The organism is Enterobacter sp. 03-F-07-AD-ECC, assembly GCF_047530935.1.
Taxonomy (GTDB): Bacteria; Pseudomonadota; Gammaproteobacteria; order Enterobacterales; family Enterobacteriaceae; genus Enterobacter; species Enterobacter cloacae.
The window spans coordinates 206691-224638 of record NZ_JBLKBZ010000001.1; the positions used below are offsets into that span (position 1 = coordinate 206691).

At 57.7% G+C, this 17948-nt stretch carries 19 protein-coding genes and 1 riboswitch; of the genes, 12 read left to right on the forward strand and 7 right to left on the reverse strand.

What is annotated here, in order from left to right:
- Positions 1-27: 27 nt before the first annotated feature.
- A complete protein-coding gene (gene bioA / locus ACMWKA_RS01025; protein WP_130626492.1) occupies positions 28-1335 on the reverse strand; it encodes an adenosylmethionine--8-amino-7-oxononanoate transaminase in 1308 nt (435 codons plus the stop codon).
- Positions 1336-1403: 68 nt separating this feature from the next.
- Here bioA and bioB point away from each other — a divergent pair, with 68 nt between their 5' ends.
- Genes bioB through bioD form a run of 4 tightly spaced genes read left to right on the forward strand, consistent with a single transcriptional unit; the run spans position 1404 to position 5031 of the window.
- Complete coding sequence (gene bioB, locus ACMWKA_RS01030) at positions 1404-2444, forward strand: biotin synthase BioB (RefSeq protein ID WP_014831141.1); 1041 nt, start codon at positions 1404-1406, stop codon at positions 2442-2444.
- Positions 2441-3598 (forward strand): 8-amino-7-oxononanoate synthase, encoded by a 1158-nt coding sequence (gene bioF / locus ACMWKA_RS01035; RefSeq protein WP_214553445.1) that lies wholly within the window; start codon positions 2441-2443, stop codon positions 3596-3598. The genes bioB and bioF overlap by 4 nt, the downstream gene beginning before the upstream one ends.
- A complete protein-coding gene (gene bioC, locus ACMWKA_RS01040; protein WP_369706376.1) occupies positions 3582-4337 on the forward strand; it encodes a malonyl-ACP O-methyltransferase BioC in 756 nt (251 codons plus the stop codon). The genes bioF and bioC overlap by 17 nt, the downstream gene beginning before the upstream one ends.
- Entirely contained in the window at positions 4330-5031 is a 702-nt protein-coding gene (gene bioD, locus ACMWKA_RS01045) for a dethiobiotin synthase (protein ID WP_020685271.1), read from the forward strand. Before bioC ends, bioD begins: the two co-directional genes overlap by 8 nt.
- Here bioD and ACMWKA_RS01050 read toward each other — a convergent pair.
- Positions 4994-5716 (reverse strand): ABC transporter ATP-binding protein, encoded by a 723-nt coding sequence (locus tag ACMWKA_RS01050; RefSeq protein WP_023622020.1) that lies wholly within the window; start codon positions 5714-5716, stop codon positions 4994-4996. The two genes, bioD and ACMWKA_RS01050, sit on opposite strands and share 38 nt — an antisense overlap.
- 751 nt (positions 5717-6467) lie before the next feature.
- Here ACMWKA_RS01050 and uvrB point away from each other — a divergent pair.
- Positions 6468-8483, forward strand: a complete 2016-nt coding sequence (gene uvrB / locus ACMWKA_RS01055; RefSeq protein WP_013097496.1) for an excinuclease ABC subunit UvrB — start codon at positions 6468-6470, stop codon at positions 8481-8483.
- Positions 8484-8554: 71 nt separating this feature from the next.
- Here uvrB and yvcK read toward each other — a convergent pair whose 3' ends face one another.
- Complete coding sequence (yvcK, locus tag ACMWKA_RS01060; protein ID WP_013097495.1) at positions 8555-9463, reverse strand: uridine diphosphate-N-acetylglucosamine-binding protein YvcK; 909 nt, start codon at positions 9461-9463, stop codon at positions 8555-8557.
- Between the two features lie 226 nt (positions 9464-9689).
- Positions 9690-9824: riboswitch (molybdenum cofactor riboswitch) on the forward strand.
- Here yvcK and moaA point away from each other — a divergent pair.
- The 6 genes from moaA to ACMWKA_RS01090 all read left to right on the forward strand — a co-directional run bounded on the left by moaA (position 9812) and on the right by ACMWKA_RS01090 (position 13285).
- Positions 9812-10801 (forward strand): GTP 3',8-cyclase MoaA, encoded by a 990-nt coding sequence (gene moaA / locus ACMWKA_RS01065; RefSeq protein WP_058680904.1) that lies wholly within the window; start codon positions 9812-9814, stop codon positions 10799-10801. (Overlaps the previous riboswitch by 13 nt.)
- A gap of 24 nt (positions 10802-10825) precedes the next feature.
- Entirely contained in the window at positions 10826-11338 is a 513-nt protein-coding gene (moaB, locus tag ACMWKA_RS01070) for a molybdenum cofactor biosynthesis protein B (RefSeq protein ID WP_013097493.1), read from the forward strand.
- Between the two features lie 3 nt (positions 11339-11341).
- Positions 11342-11827, forward strand: a complete 486-nt coding sequence (moaC, locus tag ACMWKA_RS01075) for a cyclic pyranopterin monophosphate synthase MoaC (RefSeq protein ID WP_248048221.1) — start codon at positions 11342-11344, stop codon at positions 11825-11827.
- Positions 11820-12065: a molybdopterin synthase sulfur carrier subunit gene (moaD, locus tag ACMWKA_RS01080; protein ID WP_013097491.1), complete on the forward strand. Its 246-nt coding sequence runs from the start codon at positions 11820-11822 to the stop codon at positions 12063-12065. The genes moaC and moaD overlap by 8 nt, the downstream gene beginning before the upstream one ends.
- Position 12066: 1 nt before the next feature.
- Positions 12067-12519, forward strand: coding sequence for a molybdopterin synthase catalytic subunit MoaE (gene moaE, locus ACMWKA_RS01085; RefSeq protein ID WP_013097490.1), 453 nt, complete (start codon positions 12067-12069; stop codon positions 12517-12519).
- A gap of 58 nt (positions 12520-12577) precedes the next feature.
- A complete protein-coding gene (locus ACMWKA_RS01090) occupies positions 12578-13285 on the forward strand; it encodes a Bax inhibitor-1 family protein (RefSeq protein WP_014831151.1) in 708 nt (235 codons plus the stop codon).
- A gap of 83 nt (positions 13286-13368) precedes the next feature.
- Here the strand turns inward: ACMWKA_RS01090 and ACMWKA_RS01095 are convergent, their stop codons facing one another.
- Genes ACMWKA_RS01095 through ACMWKA_RS01105 form a run of 3 tightly spaced genes read right to left on the reverse strand, consistent with a single transcriptional unit; the run spans position 13369 to position 16327 of the window.
- Positions 13369-14331 carry a lysylphosphatidylglycerol synthase transmembrane domain-containing protein gene (locus tag ACMWKA_RS01095; protein WP_114519137.1) on the reverse strand — a complete coding sequence of 321 codons (963 nt, stop codon included), beginning with the start codon at positions 14329-14331 and terminating at the stop codon, positions 13369-13371.
- A complete protein-coding gene (clsB, locus tag ACMWKA_RS01100) occupies positions 14331-15569 on the reverse strand; it encodes a cardiolipin synthase ClsB (protein ID WP_020684983.1) in 1239 nt (412 codons plus the stop codon). Before clsB ends, ACMWKA_RS01095 begins: the two co-directional genes overlap by 1 nt.
- Positions 15566-16327 (reverse strand): endonuclease/exonuclease/phosphatase family protein, encoded by a 762-nt coding sequence (locus ACMWKA_RS01105; RefSeq protein WP_058683717.1) that lies wholly within the window; start codon positions 16325-16327, stop codon positions 15566-15568. The genes clsB and ACMWKA_RS01105 overlap by 4 nt, the downstream gene beginning before the upstream one ends.
- Before the next feature lie 133 nt (positions 16328-16460).
- On the opposite strand from ACMWKA_RS01105, the gene ACMWKA_RS01110 reads away from it, so the two are divergent.
- The gene (locus ACMWKA_RS01110; RefSeq protein ID WP_014831155.1) at positions 16461-16871 is read left to right on the forward strand and encodes a YbhQ family protein; all 411 of its coding nucleotides are present in this window, start codon (positions 16461-16463) and stop codon (positions 16869-16871) included.
- Here ACMWKA_RS01110 and ACMWKA_RS01115 read toward each other — a convergent pair.
- Positions 16833-17939 (reverse strand): ABC transporter permease, encoded by a 1107-nt coding sequence (locus tag ACMWKA_RS01115; protein ID WP_014831156.1) that lies wholly within the window; start codon positions 17937-17939, stop codon positions 16833-16835. The two genes, ACMWKA_RS01110 and ACMWKA_RS01115, sit on opposite strands and share 39 nt — an antisense overlap.
- Positions 17940-17948 lie beyond the last annotated feature (9 nt).

The following is a 17948-nucleotide window of genomic DNA, read 5'->3' on the forward strand; positions in this document are numbered from 1 at the left end:
CTCGTTCAGGAAGTGTAACGCATAGGGTCAAATCGTGAAATGCGCCGGAATGTTAACGGCTTCAACCACCGCGGCGGTTAACGTGCGTAGCTGTTCAGCCGTGATGATATACGGTGGCATCAGGTAGATAAGTTTGCCGAAAGGCCGCACCCAGACCCCCCGCTCTACAAAGAAGCGCTGCAATGCCGCCATATTCACCGGATGGGTGGTCTCAATCACGCCGATGGCACCCAGCACGCGCACGTCCGCCACGAAGTTCGCCCCCGAGGCGGCGCTCAGCTCTTCTTTCAGCTGCGCCTCAATCGCCGCAACCTGCGTTTGCCACTCGCCGTTTTGCAGGAGCGCGAGACTTTCGTTTGCCACCGCGCAGGCCAGCGGATTACCCATAAAGGTCGGGCCATGCATAAAGCAGCCCGCTTCGCCGTCGCTGATGGTGTCGGCCACCTGACGGGTAGTGAGGGTGGCGGAGAGCGTCATGGTGCCACCGGTCAGCGCTTTCCCCAGGCACAGGATATCCGGTGTGATATTCGCATGTTCGCAGGCAAACAGCTTACCCGTGCGGCCAAATCCGGTGGCGATCTCATCGGCAATCAGCAGGATGCCCTCGCGGTCACACATTTTACGAATGCGTTTTAACCACTCGGGATGGTACATGCGCATCCCACCAGCACCCTGAACAATCGGTTCGAGGATCACGGCGGCAATCTCATGGCGGTGGGCAGCCATCAGCCGCGCAAAGCCGGCCATGTCCATTTCATTCCACTCGCCGTCGAAACGGCTCTGCGGGGCCGGGGCAAACAGGTTTTCCGGCAGGTACCCCTTCCACAGGCTGTGCATGGAGTTATCCGGATCGCACACCGACATCGCGCCAAAGGTATCGCCGTGGTAGCCGTTGCGGAAGGTCAGGAATCGCTGACGGGATTCCCCCCTGGCATGCCAGTACTGCAGCGCCATTTTCATCGCCACTTCCACCGCCACCGAGCCGGAGTCGGCAAGGAATACGCACTCCAGCGCATCGGGCGTCATCGCCACCAGACGACGGCAGAGATCAACCGCCGGTTGATGGGTAATGCCGCCAAACATCACGTGCGACATCTGCTCAATCTGCGCTTTCATCGCGGCATTCAGACGCGGGTGGTTGTACCCGTGAATGGCCGCCCACCAGGATGACATACCGTCAACAAGCGGCTCGCCGCTGGCAAGGTGCAGTTCGCAGCCGTGGGCCGAGGCCACCGGGTAGACCGGAAGCGGGCGGGTCATGGAGGTGTAAGGGTGCCAGATATGCTGCTGGTCGAAGGCGAGATCGTCCTGGGTCATAATCGACTTGTAAACCATTTTGAAAAGTTTTAGGTTTACGAGTATAAACCGAACCGAAAATTAACAAAACCCTTTGGAGAAGCCCCATGGCTCACCACGCACGCTGGACGATGTCGCAAGTCACTGAATTATTCAATAAACCTTTCCTGGAGCTGATGTTCGAAGCCCAACAGGTGCATCGTCAGCACTTCGATCCGCGCCATGTTCAGGTCAGTACGCTGCTGTCGATCAAGACCGGTGCCTGCCCGGAAGATTGCAAATATTGCCCGCAGAGCGCGCGCTATAAAACCGGGCTGGAATCTGAACGTCTGATGGAAGTGGAGCAGGTGCTCGACTCCGCGCGTAAGGCGAAAAACGCGGGCTCTACCCGTTTCTGCATGGGGGCGGCATGGAAAAACCCACACGATCGCGACATGCCGTACCTGGAGCAGATGGTAAAAGGGGTCAAAGAGATGGGGCTGGAAGCCTGTATGACCCTCGGCACGCTGAACGAAGAGCAGGCGCAGCGCCTGTCTGCTGCAGGGCTGGATTATTACAACCACAACCTTGACACCTCGCCAGAGTTTTACGGCAACATCATCACCACCCGTACCTATCAGGAGCGTCTGGATACGCTGGACAAAGTGCGCGAAGCGGGCATCAAAGTGTGCTCGGGCGGGATTGTGGGGCTGGGCGAGACGGTGAAAGATCGCGCCGGTCTGCTGCTGCAACTGGCGAACCTGCCGACCCCGCCGGAAAGCGTGCCAATCAACATGCTGGTGAAGGTCAAAGGCACGCCACTGGCGGATAACGAGGATGTCGATGCGTTTGATTTTATCCGCACCATCGCGGTCGCGCGCATCATGATGCCAACCTCATACGTCCGCCTTTCTGCCGGTCGCGAACAGATGAACGAGCAGACGCAGGCGATGTGCTTTATGGCTGGCGCTAACTCCATCTTCTACGGCTGCAAGCTGCTGACCACGCCGAACCCGGAAGAGGACAAAGACGTCCAGCTGTTCCGCAAGCTGGGGCTGAACCCGCATCAGACCGAGGTGCTGGCGGGAGATAACGAGCAACAGCAGCAGCTGGAGCAGCAGATTTTCAACGCCGATACCGAACAGTTCTACAACGCGGCATCCGTATGACCTGGCAGGCTCGTATTCAATCCGCGCTCGAAGAGCGCCGGGCGCGGGATGCTTTTCGCGTTCGCAGGGTAGTGGAAAACGGTGCAGGCCGTTTTCTGACCCACGCCCGGCGGCAGTACTGTAATTTTTCCAGCAATGATTATCTCGGCCTGAGCCAGCATCCGGCGATTGTTCGCGCCTGGCAGCAGGGGGCGGAACACTACGGCGTGGGCAGCGGCGGTTCGGGGCACGTCAGCGGCTATACAACAGCGCATCAGGGGCTGGAAGAGACGCTTGCCGACTGGCTGGGCTATCCGCGCGCGCTGCTGTTCATCTCCGGCTTTGCCGCCAATCAGGCGGTGATTGCCGCGCTGATGGGCAAGGACGATCGTATCACCGCGGACCGCTTAAGCCACGCCTCTTTGCTGGAGGCGGCGAGTCTCAGCCCGGCACAGCTGCGGCGCTTTGCCCACAATGATGCGCTTTCGCTCGCCACGCTGCTGGATAAACCCTGTGCCGGACAACAGCTGGTGGTGACGGAAGGGGTCTTTAGCATGGATGGCGACAGCGCGCCGCTTCGTGCGCTGTCTGACGTTGCGAAACAGCAAAACGCCTGGCTGCTGGTGGATGATGCCCACGGTATTGGCGTGATGGGTGAGGACGGTCGCGGTAGCGCCAGTCAGCAGGGCGTGAAGCCGGAACTGCTGATCGTCACCTTTGGCAAAGGCGTTGGCGTGAGCGGGGCCGCCGTGCTGTGCAGCGAGTCCGTCGCCGATTATCTGCTGCAGTTCGCCCGACATCTGATTTACAGCACCAGTATGCCGCCTGCGCAGGCGGTGGCGCTCTCTGCCTCGCTGGAGGTGATCCGCGGTGAAGAGGGGGCTGAACGGCGCGCGCGTCTGGCAGAACATATTCAGCGTTTCCGTCAGGGTCTGGATCGGCTTCCTTTCCAAAGCACCGACTCGCAGAGCGCCATCCAGCCCGTTATCGTGGGGGAAAACAACCGCGCGCTCGCGCTGGCACAGACGCTGCGCGAACGGGGAATGTGGGTCACGGCCATCCGTCCGCCCACCGTGCCGCCGGGTACGGCGCGTCTGCGTCTGACGCTGACGGCGGCGCACAAAGCGGAAGATATCGATGCGCTGCTGGAGGCTCTCCATGTCGCCAGTCAATAAACAGGCCATTGCGGCGGCGTTTGGCCGTGCTGCACGCAGTTATTCTCAGCATGATGAGCTTCAGCGTCAGAGCGCTCAGGGGCTGCTTGAGCTACTCGGTGCGCGTCGTTTCCGGTACGTACTGGATGCCGGATGCGGCCCCGGCGGCAACAGCCGCTACTGGCGCGACGCCGGAAGCCACGTCACCGCACTCGATCTCTCTGAGCAGATGCTGGACGAGGCGCGACAGCAACAGGCGGCTGACCGCTATCTGACTGGCGATATTGAGTCGCTTCCGCTGCAGGATGCGCAGTTCGATCTGGTGTGGAGTCACCTGGCGGTACAGTGGTGCAGTAGCCTTTCGCAGGCGTTAAACGAGCTGTATCGCGTGGCGCGTCCGGGCGGAAAGGTGGCCTTTACCACCCTGCTGGAAAGCTCGCTGCCCGAGCTGAATCAGGCATGGAAAGCGGTAGACGAACAGCCGCACGCCAACCGCTTTTTAGCGTATGAACAGGTGACGGACGCGCTGACGGGCTGGCGCTTTCGCAGCCAGGTGCAGAACATCACGCTGAACTTTAGCGATGCGTTCAGCGCCATGCGCTCGCTGAAGGGCATTGGCGCTACGCATCTGCATGACGGGCGCGAGAGAAAACCGCTCACGCGCGGGCAGTTGCAGCGCCTGGAGCTGGCCTGGCCGCAGCGGCGGGGCACTTTCCCGCTCTCTTATCAACTCTTTCATGGGATTATCGAACGTGACTGAACGTTATTTTGTCACCGGAACGGATACCGAAGTGGGTAAAACGGTGGCCAGTTCCGCACTGTTGCAGGCGGCTCGTCTGCAGGGCAAAACCACCGCCGGGTACAAGCCCGTCGCCTCCGGAAGTGAGATGACGGCACAGGGGTTACGCAACACCGACGCGCTGGCGCTGCAGCGTAACAGCACGCTGCCGCTGGACTATGCGGCGGTGAATCCTTATACCTTTGCCGAGCCGACGTCGCCGCACATTATCAGCGCCGATGAAGGCCGCCCCATCGCGTTTTCCGTGCTCTCGGACGGCCTGCGCGCACTGGAGCGCCAGGCTGACTGGGTGCTGGTGGAAGGCGCAGGGGGCTGGTTTACGCCGCTGTCGGACGAACTGACGTTTGCGGACTGGGTCCAGCGTGAGCAGCTTCCGGTGATCCTCGTGGTCGGGGTGAAGCTCGGCTGTATCAACCACGCCATGTTAACGGCACAGGCCGTTCAGCAGGCCGGGCTGCGTTTGGCGGGCTGGATAGCCAACGACGTGGTCGCACCCGGTAAGCGTCATCAGGAGTATCTGGCCACGCTCAGGCGAGTGCTTCCCGCGCCGTTCCTGGGGGAGATCCCATGGCTTGCGGACGGTGCTGAGCACGCCGACACCGGGCATTACCTCGACCTCAGTGCCTTGCTTCCCGCGACATCCAGTGGGCAATAAGCTCGTCATCCAGCTCGGTAACGTGGCCCTGGGCCACGTTACGCCCGCGATACAGCATACAGAAACGATCCGCTACCCGGCGGATAAACGACAGCTGCTGCTCGGCTAATAACACCGTCATCCCCAGCTCACGATTAAGCCTCGCCAGCAGATGGCCCAGCTTCTGAGCAAAGCTGTACCCTGCGCCCTGCAGCGGCTCATCCAGAATCAATACCCGCGGTCGGTTGACCAGCGCGTTAGCCAGAGCCAGCTGATACTGATCGTCCGGGGAGAGCCCGTTCGCCCGAATCTGTCGCAGCGCCCATAGCTGCGGGAACAGGTCATAGACATCGCTTTTTGCGCGCGTGTCCGTTGCCCCTGTCGCCCGCATGGCGATGTGCAAGTTTTCCTCAATGGTCAGTTGCGAAAAAATCCGTCGGTCCTGTGGCACGTAGCCAATCCCCGGCAGCGCGCGTTGATCCGGTGCCTGACGCAGTAAATCACAGGGCGGGGCACCGGCTTCGTGCCAGACGATGGTTCCGCTCTGCACCGGTAACGCGCCGGTGATGCAGTTGATGAGGGTGGTTTTTCCCATGCCGGGCAGGCCAATCACCCCTGTGCATAAGCCCTGCGGTAAATCCAAATCGACATTCCATAGCGTATGTTGGTTTCCGTAAAACTGATTGACTGCACGCAGACTCAACATCTTTCTCTCCTTAAAAATGTATGTGGGTGAGGCTCGTTAATGAATCTGCAAATCTCCTGCCAGAACCGTTGAACTGATTAAAAAAGAGGCTTTTTTAGGATAATGCCGTCGCAAAACGACCGATCGATAAGCGGATTGCACTGTCTCAGTGCCAGAACTGTTAGCGGTGGTGCAGGGACTGAAATGGCTGAATTGTGAGCAAGATCTCATTGATTGGTTATGAATAACGCAACGGTTGATTGGCAAAAATTAGCGATAAAAATTTTTTGTCACCGCCTCGTGGGAAAAACCGGGAATTTGCTGAGCGGCAGTCTGTATGGGCTGGACGCAGTTATCCACTATTCCTGTGGATAACCATGTGCATTAGAGTTAGAAAACACGCGATAAGCGAGAGAGGACGCGGGTTACGCCCAAATTGACGCGAAACGCGGCTCTGGAAAATATCCTTTAAGATTTAAATGGTTAGATAAAATCAATTGCCGTCATAAAAGTGTCACCGGTTGCCATAAAACAACCATTACCTGGCTTGACAAATGTTAAAAATGAAAATGTTCTGGGGATAACCGGGTAGGGCTGGTGTTTTATGTCGTCTCAGTCGAAATTTTGACCGGGAATACGCTAATCCTTCGGGTGCTATGCTAAATATCGTGACACGCTACTGGTTTTACATCCAGTGTTTTTTACTGGCATTCCTGGCCACAACGAGTAAAATTACTCACCTGCCGCTTTTTACATCACCAGGTTGTCGCCCATGAGTAAACCGTTCAAACTGAATTCTGCTTTCCGTCCTTCTGGCGACCAGCCTGAGGCGATCCGTCGTCTTGAAGAGGGGCTGGAAGATGGGCTGGCACACCAGACGCTGCTGGGGGTGACCGGTTCGGGTAAAACCTTCACCATCGCCAACGTCATTGCGGATCTGCAACGCCCCACCATGGTGCTGGCGCCCAACAAAACGCTGGCGGCGCAGCTGTATGGCGAGATGAAAGAGTTCTTCCCGGAGAATGCCGTCGAGTATTTCGTCTCGTATTACGATTACTACCAGCCAGAAGCCTATGTGCCGAGCTCTGACACCTTCATCGAGAAAGATGCCTCGGTGAACGAACACATTGAGCAGATGCGTCTCTCGGCGACGAAGGCGCTGCTGGAGCGTCGTGATGTGGTGGTGGTCGCATCGGTGTCTGCCATCTACGGTCTGGGCGACCCGGATCTCTACCTCAAGATGATGCTGCACCTGACGCAGGGGATGATCATCGATCAGCGCGCGATTTTGCGCCGACTGGCGGAGCTGCAGTACACCCGTAACGACCAGGCGTTCCAGCGCGGTACGTTCCGCGTGCGCGGCGAGGTTATCGACATCTTCCCGGCGGAATCGGACGACATTGCCCTGCGCGTTGAGCTGTTTGACGAAGAGGTGGAACGCCTGTCGCTGTTCGACCCGCTCACCGGCCACGTCGAGTCCGTTATTCAGCGTTACACCATCTACCCGAAAACGCACTACGTAACGCCACGCGAGCGTATTGTGCAGGCGATGGAAGAGATCAAAGAGGAGCTGGCGGAACGCCGTAAGGTGCTGCTGGCGAACAATAAACTGCTGGAAGAGCAACGCCTGAGCCAGCGTACCCAGTTCGATCTGGAGATGATGAACGAGCTGGGCTACTGCTCCGGCATCGAAAACTACTCCCGTTTCCTCTCCGGTCGTGGGCCGGGCGAGCCGCCGCCGACGTTGTTTGACTACCTTCCGGCGGACGGGTTACTGGTGATCGACGAATCCCACGTCACGATCCCGCAGATCGGCGGGATGTATCGCGGTGACCGCGCGCGTAAAGAGACGCTGGTTGAGTACGGCTTCCGTCTGCCGTCGGCGCTGGACAACCGTCCGATGAAGTTTGAAGAGTTTGAAGCGCTGGCACCGCAAACCATTTACGTTTCGGCGACGCCGGGCAACTACGAGCTGGAGAAATCGGGCGATGAGGTGGTTGACCAGGTGGTTCGTCCGACAGGGCTGCTGGATCCGGTGATCGAAGTCCGTCCGGTTGCGACGCAGGTGGACGATCTGCTCTCCGAGATCCGCGCCCGTTCGGCAATCAACGAGCGCGTGCTGGTCACCACGTTGACCAAACGTATGGCGGAAGACCTGACCGAATATCTGGAAGAACACGGCGAGAAGGTGCGTTATCTGCACTCGGATATCGATACCGTGGAGCGTATGGAAATTATCCGCGACCTGCGTCTGGGCGAGTTTGACGTGCTGGTGGGGATCAACCTGTTGCGAGAGGGTCTGGATATGCCGGAAGTCTCGCTGGTGGCAATCCTCGACGCCGACAAAGAGGGCTTCCTGCGTTCTGAGCGCTCGCTGATCCAGACCATTGGCCGCGCCGCGCGTAACGTCAACGGTAAAGCGATTCTCTACGGCGATAAAATCACCCCGTCGATGGCGAAAGCGATTGGCGAAACGGAACGCCGTCGCGAGAAACAGCAGCGCTACAACGAAGAGCATGGCATTACGCCGCAGGGTCTGAACAAGAAGGTGGTGGATATTCTGGCCCTGGGTCAGAACATTGCGAAGACCAAAGCGAAAGGACGCGGCAAGGCGCGTTCCGTGGTGGAGGAAGATACCGTCGCGCTGACGCCGAAAGCGCTGCAGCAGAAAATCCACGAGCTGGAAGCGCAGATGATGCAGCACGCCCAGAACCTGGAGTTCGAAGAGGCAGCGCAAATTCGCGACCAGCTGCATCAGCTGCGGGATCTTTTCATCGCCGCATCTTAAAAGCAGCGTGTTTTCGCCCTCTCCCTGTGGGAGAGGGCCAGGATGAGGGCATCAGGCCGCACAAAACGAGCCTAACCCAACTCCTGAATCGCCTTCTCCAGCGCGTCACGCAACAAGTGACGGTCATGACGGTATTTGATATCGCTGGCCTCCAGCGGCTCCTGCACCACCACGCGATCGCCAATGCCCGTCACATCCACTTTCGGCCCGACCACAACACCGTCGATGATTTTTTTACCGACGTACTGCTCCATCAGCTCCAGTTTATCCGCCAGGGACAGGCTGGCCGCTGCCGGACTCAATTCGCGGCCTAAATTACCGATGTACACCATCGGGGCGGGCGTTCTGCGCAGGGCCTGCGCCAGCTCTTTCACCAGTAAAATCGGCATCAGGCTGGTGTAAAAACTGCCCGGGCCAATCAGGATCAAATCCGCCTCGGCGATGGCCTCAACCGCTTCGCGCGTGGCGGGAACGGCCGGGTAAGTCATCAGCTCTTTCGGCGGCAGCGTAAGCTGATCAATATTCACTTCGCCGTACACTTCATGGCCTTCCACGTCGATGGCCATCAAATCGACCGGTTGTTCAGACATCGGGATCAGGAACGCATCCACTTTGAGCAGATTGCGGATGAGATTGATCGCTTCCAGCGGGCGCACGCTCAGGTGATCCAGCGCTTTAAGCATCAAATTTCCGAGGTTATGCCCGGAAAGTTCCCCGTTACCGCCAAAACGGTACTCAAACATCGCCGAGGCGACGCTCGGTTCGGTAATTAACTGGTTCAGGCAGTTACGCATATCGCCCCAGGCAATGCCGCCTTCTGCGCGTCGGATCCGCCCCGTCGATCCGCCGTTATCCGTTGTTGTTACTATCCCTGTCAGTCTTGAGCCAAGGGATGACAAAGAGGACATCACCCGGCCCAGACCATGGCCTCCACCCAGTGCCACCACCCGGTCAAGATCCGCAAAAGTGCGATTGCGCATACCTATTCCTTATCACGTTCTATCTGCGTAACAGTAACCTAACTACCCCTAAAAGACGATGCCTCAGCCAGGGCAAAATGACGTATATCAATGCGAATCTGCTGTTTTGGCGTATTCTGTAACGAAAATGCACGATCAGGTCGCTATATACATGTTTATATAGCGTTAAGCGGTAATGGCGAAAGGGTGATTTACGCGCTACTATCGCCATAACCACGTTTTCAAATTTGAAAACATACACTCTAGCCCTGGTGCCTGTGTCGAAAGATATGGCGCCCTGGCCGTGGCAACTATGCCACCAGGGTACAGAAAGAAATGACTGTGCCTCCCGTATCTGGAAAGGTGTACATGGCTTCACAACTTACTGATGCTTTCGCGCGTAAGTTTTACTACTTACGTCTGTCGATTACCGATGTGTGCAACTTCCGTTGCACCTACTGTCTGCCCGACGGCTACAAACCGGGCAGCGTCACCAATAACGGCTTTCTCTCCGTGGATGAAGTTCGCCGCGTTACGCGCGCGTTCTCGGCACTCGGCACGGAAAAAGTGCGTCTGACCGGCGGAGAACCTTCGCTGCGCCGTGACTTCCCCGACATTATTGCCGCCGTGCGTGAAAACGAACGCATCCGTCAGATTGCGGTGACCACCAATGGCTACCGCATGGCGCGCGATGTCGCAACCTGGCGTGATGCGGGCTTAACGGCCATTAACGTCAGCGTGGACAGCCTGGATGCCCGTCAGTTTCATGCCATTACCGGCCAGGATAAATTCCAGCAGGTGATGGACGGTATTGATGCTGCGTTTACCGCCGGGTTCGATAAGGTCAAAGTCAACACCGTGCTGATGCGTGATGTAAACCATCATCAGCTGGACACCTTCCTGGCGTGGATCAAATCCCGCCCCATTCAACTGCGGTTTATTGAACTCATGGAGACGGGCGAGGGCAGCGAGCTGTTCCGCCGCCACCATATCTCCGGCATGGTGTTGCGCGATGAGCTGCTTAAACGCGGCTGGATCCACCAGATCCGCCAGCGAAGCGACGGCCCGGCGCAGGTCTTTTGTCACCCGGATTACGAAGGGGAGATTGGGCTTATCATGCCTTACGAGAAAGATTTCTGCGCCAGCTGTAACCGCCTGCGCGTCTCCTCGGTGGGCAAACTGCATCTGTGTCTGTTCGGGGATGGCGGCGTTAACCTTCGCGATCTGCTGGAAGACGATGCGCAACAGGCCGCGCTGGAAGCGCGTATTTCTGAGGCGCTGACGCATAAAAAACAGACCCACTTCCTGCATCAGGGCAACACCGGCATTACTCAGAACCTGTCATACATTGGCGGGTAATCAGGCTTAAGAAGGAACCAGAAGATGAGTCAGGTCAGCGCGGAATTTATCCCGACACGTATTGCCATCCTTACCGTTTCCGACCGTCGTGGCGAAGAGGATGACACCTCCGGCCACTGGCTGCGCGAAGCCGCCCATGACGCCGGGCATAAGATCGTCGATAAAGCGATCGTCAAAGAGAACCGCTATGCCATACGCGCGCAGGTCTCCCAGTGGATTGCCAGCGATGAAGTGCAGGTGGTGTTGATCACCGGCGGCACCGGTTTTACCGCAGGCGACCAGGCGCCAGAGGCGCTTATCCCGCTGTTTGACCGCGAGGTAGAAGGCTTCGGCGAAGTGTTCCGCATGCTGTCGTTTGAAGAGATTGGTACCTCGACGCTGCAGTCACGTGCGGTGGCGGGCATGGCGAACAACACACTGATATTCGCCATGCCGGGCTCGACCAAAGCCTGCCGCACCGCGTGGGACAACATTATCGCCCCGCAGCTGGATGCCCGTACCCGTCCGTGTAATTTTCATCCCCATTTAAAGAAATAAGCTATGTCGCAACTGACCCACATTAACGCCGCTGGCGAAGCGCATATGGTGGACGTTTCTGCCAAGGCCGAAACGGTCCGCGAGGCGCGTGCCGAAGCGTTCGTTACCATGCTGCCAGACACCCTGGCGATGATTATCGACGGCAGCCACCATAAGGGTGATGTCTTTGCCACTGCCCGCATCGCCGGGATCCAGGCGGCGAAACGCACCTGGGACTTAATTCCGCTCTGCCACCCGCTGATGCTCAGCAAGGTGGAGGTCAATCTTCAGGCCCAGCCAGAGCACAACCGCGTGCGCATCGAATCGCTGTGTCGTTTAACCGGTAAAACGGGCGTGGAGATGGAAGCGCTGACGGCGGCGTCCGTTGCCGCGCTGACTATCTACGATATGTGCAAAGCGGTGCAGAAAGATATGGAGATTGGCCCGGTTCGTCTGCTGGCGAAAAGCGGCGGCAAATCCGGTGATTTTAAGGTGGACAGCCATGATTAAGGTGCTCTTTTTTGCCCAGGTGCGTGAACTGGTGAATACCGACAGCCTGACGCTGGAAGCGACGTTTAAAGACGTTGCCGCACTGCGTGCGCATCTGGCGGCGCAAAGCGACCGCTGGGCGCTGGCGCTGGATGAAGGGAAGCTGCTGGCCGCCGTCAACCAGACGCTGGTGGAGTTTACCCATCCGCTGGCGGCAGGTGATGAAGTGGCCTTCTTCCCACCGGTGACGGGGGGTTAAGATGGCTGATACGCGAATTCTGGTTAGCCCTGAGCGCTTTAATGTCGGTACGGAATATCACTGGCTGGCAGAGCGCGATGAAGACGGTGCTGTTGTGACCTTCACCGGTAAAGTGCGTAACCACAACCTTGGCGACAGCGTAAAAGCGCTGACGCTGGAACACTATCCGGGCATGACCGAGAAATCTCTGGCTGCGATCGTCGAAGAGGCGCGAGGCCGCTGGCCGCTCGGGCGTGTGACGGTTATCCACCGCATCGGTGAGATGTGGCCGGGCGAGGAGATCGTTTTCGTGGGGGTGACCAGCGCCCATCGCGGCAGCGCGTTTGCCGCCGGGGAGTTCATCATGGATTACCTGAAAACCAAAGCCCCGTTCTGGAAACGTGAAGCGACGCCGGAGGGGGAGCGGTGGGTTGAATCGCGCGACAGCGACAAACAGGCCGCCAGCCGTTGGTAACAGGTTTATGTGGATGTGTTAGTCTTAACGTGTGTGTCTACTTAATCAGGAGTGAATCATGGACCGATTTCCGCGTTCCGATTCGATAGTACAGCAGACCCGTAGTGGCCTGCAGACGTATATGGCTCAGGTTTATGGCTGGATGACGGTGGGCTTACTGCTTACCGCATTTATCGCGTGGTATGCGGCCAATACCCCTGAACTGATGATGTTTATCTTTTCCAGCAAAATCACCTTCTTTGGGCTGATCATTGCGCAACTGGCACTGGTGTTTGTGCTCTCCGGTCTGGTACAGAAGCTGAGTGCCGGGATGGCGACCACCCTGTTTATGCTCTATTCGGCACTGACGGGGCTGACGCTTTCCAGCATTTTCATCGTCTATACCTACTCCTCCATCGCCAGCACCTTTGTGGTCACCGGCGGGATGTTTGGTGTGATGAGCCTGTACGGTTACACCACCAAACGTGACCTCAGCGGTCTTGGCAACATGCTGTTCATGGGGCTGATCGGGATTGTGCTGGCGTCGCTGGTGAACCTGTGGCTGAAGAGCGACGCGCTGATGTGGGCGGTAACCTATATCGGGGTGGTGATTTTCGTTGGCTTAACCGCCTACGACACCCAGAAGCTGAAAAACATCGGTGAGCAGATTGACGTGCGTGACAGTTCCAACCTGCGTAAATACTCAATTCTGGGTGCCCTGACGCTGTATCTGGACTTCATCAACCTGTTCCTGATGCTGCTGCGTATTTTCGGCAACCGTCGTTAAATACTGCCCCTCACCCTAACGGTGCGGTTTTTCTCCCTCTCCCTGTGGGAGAGGGCCGGGGTGAGGGCATCAGACCGCTGCGCCTATTTTGCCATCGCCTTCTCGTTCTTCGCTCTCAGCTTCTTCGCCCGGCTCTCAAGCACCAGATAACAGACCGTGGCCAGCGCCAGCGGCAGGAAGTAATAGAGCATGCGGTAGGCGAGCAGGGCGGCGATAATCGTCCCATGAGAAACATGTTCTCCGGCAAGCAGGGCGATAAATACCGCTTCCAGCACCCCAATCCCGGCCGGAATATGTACGATCACCCCGGCAATACTGCTCACCAGCAGCACCCCCAGCACGAAGAAATAATTCACATCTTCGCCAATGAGCAGCCAGATAATTGTCCCCATCGCCATCCAGTTGGCGCTGGAGACCGCCATCTGCAGCACGGCAAATTTCCATGAGGGTAAAACCAGCTTTTGCCCTTTGATGGTCATATGGCGGCGTCTGGCAAAGGCGCAGGCCCAGAGATACAGGGCGATAATGAGCAGGAGCGCGAAACCCAAAATCCGCAGCGTGGCTTCATCGATATACCAGTGTGCGGGCAACTGCACCACGCCGATGGTAAAGATCACCCCACCCAGCAGAATATAACCCAGCCAGTTGGTGGTGATGCTCAGCGAAAATATACGCGTGATAGTCCCACCGGGCAGTCCCAGGCGCGAGTACAGGCGATAGCGCATGCCAATCCCTCCGACCCAGGTGCTGAGCGTCAGGTTAAAGGCGTAGCAGATAAACGACACCAGCATGACCTGGCGTTTTGCCAGCTTGTGGCCGCAGTAGGCGCGGCCCAGCAGGTCATAGCAGCCGTACATCAGATAGCTCACAATCACCAGCCCAACCGCTCCCAGCAGCACCATCCGGTTGTAGTTGCGGATGACTTTCCACACCTCTTCCCAGTCCACCTTTTGCGCGTAAACCACCAGCAGCACCGCAACGGCAATAAAAAACAGCCAGGTCAGGATCTTTTTCGCCATTCGCCAGCGTGGATGCGATTTAGACATCAGGTTTTCCCTCCATCTTCCGCCTCAATGCGGTCCTGGGTTTCCATTTCGGGTTGAACAGGCGGATCCACCAGCGCAAGTTTTGGGGTATGCGCCGGCAGCCAGCCCACCATCGCCGGGAAATGGCGCAGGAAGTGGAACACCACTACGCTGATCCCCAGATTCCACCAGGTGCGTTTTGGCACCATGGACTCGTCCACGCGCACGCAGTCGTTGACGATCAGACCCTGCAGGTTATCCCGCAGGGTCTGGTTAAACTGGCGATCGTGAATGATCAGGTTCGCTTCCAGGTTAAGCGACAGGCTCAGCGGATCGAGGTTACTGGAGCCGACGGTCGCCCAGTGATCGTCCATCAGCGCGACTTTGCCGTGCAGCGGTCGGCGACGGTATTCGTAGATTTGCACTCCGCCTTTGAGCAGGTAGTTATAGAGCAGCCGCGCGCCGACTTTGACGATGGGCATATCCGGCTCGCCCTGCACAATCAGCTTCACGCGGACGCCGCGTCGGGCAGCACTGCGCATGGCGTGCAGCAGCCGGTAGCCCGGGAAGAAGTAGGCGTTGGCGATGATCACTTCGCGTTTGGCATTCGCCAGCATTTTCAGGTAGTGGCGCTCAATATCGTCCCGGTGCTCGCCGTTATCCCGCCAGACGAACAGCGCCTGCGCTTCGCCGGGCTTCCGGTTCTCTTCCGGACGATGGCGGCGCTTCCACCAGCGTCGGGCGGCCTCTTTGCCGGGTAAGTTTTCCAGTTCAAACAGCAAAATGTCCTGAACCACAGGCCCTTCGATGCGGATGGCGTAATCCTGCTTGGCCTCCGGGCCGTAGTCAGACATATGCTCGGCGGAGTAGTTAATTCCACCGACAAACGCCACCGTCTCATCAACGACGACGATTTTGCGGTGCATCCGGCGAAAGAGATTGGTACGCATGCCGAACAGGCGAGGGCCGGGATCGTAGTAGCGGAACACAACGCCTGCGGCAGTGAGCTCATTCACGAACGCATCGCTAAGATCGGGCGAGCCATAGCCATCCAGCAGCGCTTCAATTTTGACGCCGCGCTGGGCGGCGCGCAGCAGCACGCTGTGCAACTGTTTGCCCACATCATCTTCAAACCAGATAAAGGTCTCGAGGATCACTTTATGCTGCGCGTGGTCTATCGCATCAAAAACGGCGGGGTAATATTCGTCCCCGTTGACCAGCAGCGTGATCCGGTTGCCTTCCTGCCAGGTACATTTCATAAGTGGATCTCCGCGCTCAGCGGGGCATGGTCGGAAAGGTGGCGCCAGTTAAGCAACGCCAGCGCGGTCGGGCTGCTGGCATGGGCGTTTTTCACATAAATGCGGTCAAGCCTCAGCAACGGGAAGCGCACCGGAAACGTGCGCGCAGGTCTGCCGTGCGCGCGGGTGAAAATCTCCTCCAGCCCGGCCTCCACCTTCAGAGGGTGGTTAGCCCGCTGCCGCCAGTCGTTGAAATCCCCGGCAATCACCACCGGCTCTCCTTCGGGCAGGGCGTTAGTCCATTCAGCCAGCATCTGCAGCTGTGCCTGGCGATGCGCTTCCCGCAGACCGAGATGCACACAGCCAACGTGCACCGGAAAATCGAGATCCGGCGGGGTGATACGGCAATACAGCAGCCCACGCTTTTCGCTTTCGCCGACGGAGACGTCCCGGTTCTCGTAATGTTCAATGGGATAACGCGACAGCACCGCATTTCCGTGATGCCCTTCAGGATAGACCGCATTGCGGCCGTAAGCGTAATCACTCCACATGGTGTCGGCCAGAAATTCATAGTGGGGCGTGTCGGGCCAGTTTTCGAAGTGCATCGGATGGACCTCGTGCGCGCCCATCACTTCCTGCAGGCAGACAATGTCCGCGCTGACGGTGCGAACCGCGTCGCGCAGCTCCGGTAAAATGAAGCGGCGATTAAATGCTGTGAAGCCTTTATGAATGTTTATCGTCAGCACTTTAAGCGAGAAATGCTGCATTTTTTTGGTCATAAGCTCCTTCCTGAGTGACTATCCCAATGAAAATAAAGTGTAGTCGTCGTCACAAAAAGATGCGGTGTTACGGAATTTTCCGTAAAGTGCGGTAGTCTGATTAAGCAGAGAAAAATCCTTCAGGAGAGAAGCCATGAAGTGGCAACAACGTGTTCGTGTCGCAACGGGTCTAAGTTGCTGGCAGATAATGTTGCATTTACTGGTCGTGGCCGTACTGGTGATGGGCTGGATGAGCGGCACGCTGGTGCGTGTTGGCTTAGGACTATGCGTCCTCTATGGCGTCACCGTGCTGTCGATGTTGTTCCTGCAGCGCCATCATGAAGCGCGCTGGCGCGAGGTGGGTGATGTGCTCGAAGAGCTCACCACCACCTGGTACTTTGGTGCCGCAATGATTGTGCTGTGGCTGTTGTCTCGCGTGCTGCAAAACAACCTGCTGCTGGCGCTGGCCGGTCTGGCCATTCTTGCAGGGCCTGCGGTGGTCTCTTTGCTGGCCAAAGAGAAAAAGCTACGCAATGTTGCGTCTAAACATCGCGTACGCCACTGACCCCGTCGTGGCCGCTATGACCAGTAGCGGCCACAAACTTCCCCAGATAATATCCAGACTCGCATCCTTCAGATAAATTTGCTTGGTGATATCCGTAAAGTGACGAATCGGGTTTATCCACGTCAGATCCTGTAACCACACCGGCATATTCTCAACCGGCGAAACATACCCGGAGAGCAGGATGGCCGGCATCATAAAGACAAATACGCCAATAAACGCCTGCTGCTGCGTGGAGCAGAGCGCGGAAATCAGCAGGCCAAACCCGACCAGCGACAGTCCATAGATCACCATCGTGAAGTAGAACAGCGCCAGCGACCCGGCGAACGGGATCTGGTAGGCCCAGATCCCCACGCCCAGCACGATGGTGGCCTGGAACGTGGCAACAATCAGGGCGGGAACCGCTTTACCGACGAAGATTTGCCAGGTCGCCAGCGGGGAGACCAGCAGTTGATCGAGCGTACCTTGCTCGCGTTCGCGGGCGACGGACAGGGAGGTGACGATCATCACCCCAATGGTGGTAATCATGGCGATCAGCGACGGCACCACAAACCATTTGTAGTCCAGGTTTGGGTTGTACCAGTTACGTACCACCAGCTCGCTGTTGTTGGGCTTCGGTTTCCCCTCCATCAACTCCTGCTGATAATCCTTCACCACCTGTTGCAGATAATTCGCGGCAATCTGCGCGCTGTTGGAGTTACGCCCGTCGAGGATCAACTGCATGGGCGCGGGCTGGAAGGTGTCCAGATTGCGGGAAAAATCAGCCGGAAAACGCACCAGCAGCAGCGCTTTCTGGGTATCGATGGTGGGCTGGATCGCCTGTGGGCTTTTCAGCAGCAGGATATGGGTAAAAGCCTTCGCCCGGGCAAAGCGCTGGGTCAGCTCGACGGAATGTTTACCGTTGTCTTCGTTGTAAATCGCGATGGTGGCGTTGGTCACCTCAAGCGTGGCGGCAAAAGGGAACAGAAACACCTGGATGAGCACCGGCAACACCAGAATGGCGCGGGTTTGCGGCTCGCGCAGCAGCGATTGCAGCTCTTTGCGTATTAACGTCCATAAACGGTGAAACATGTTCGCTCC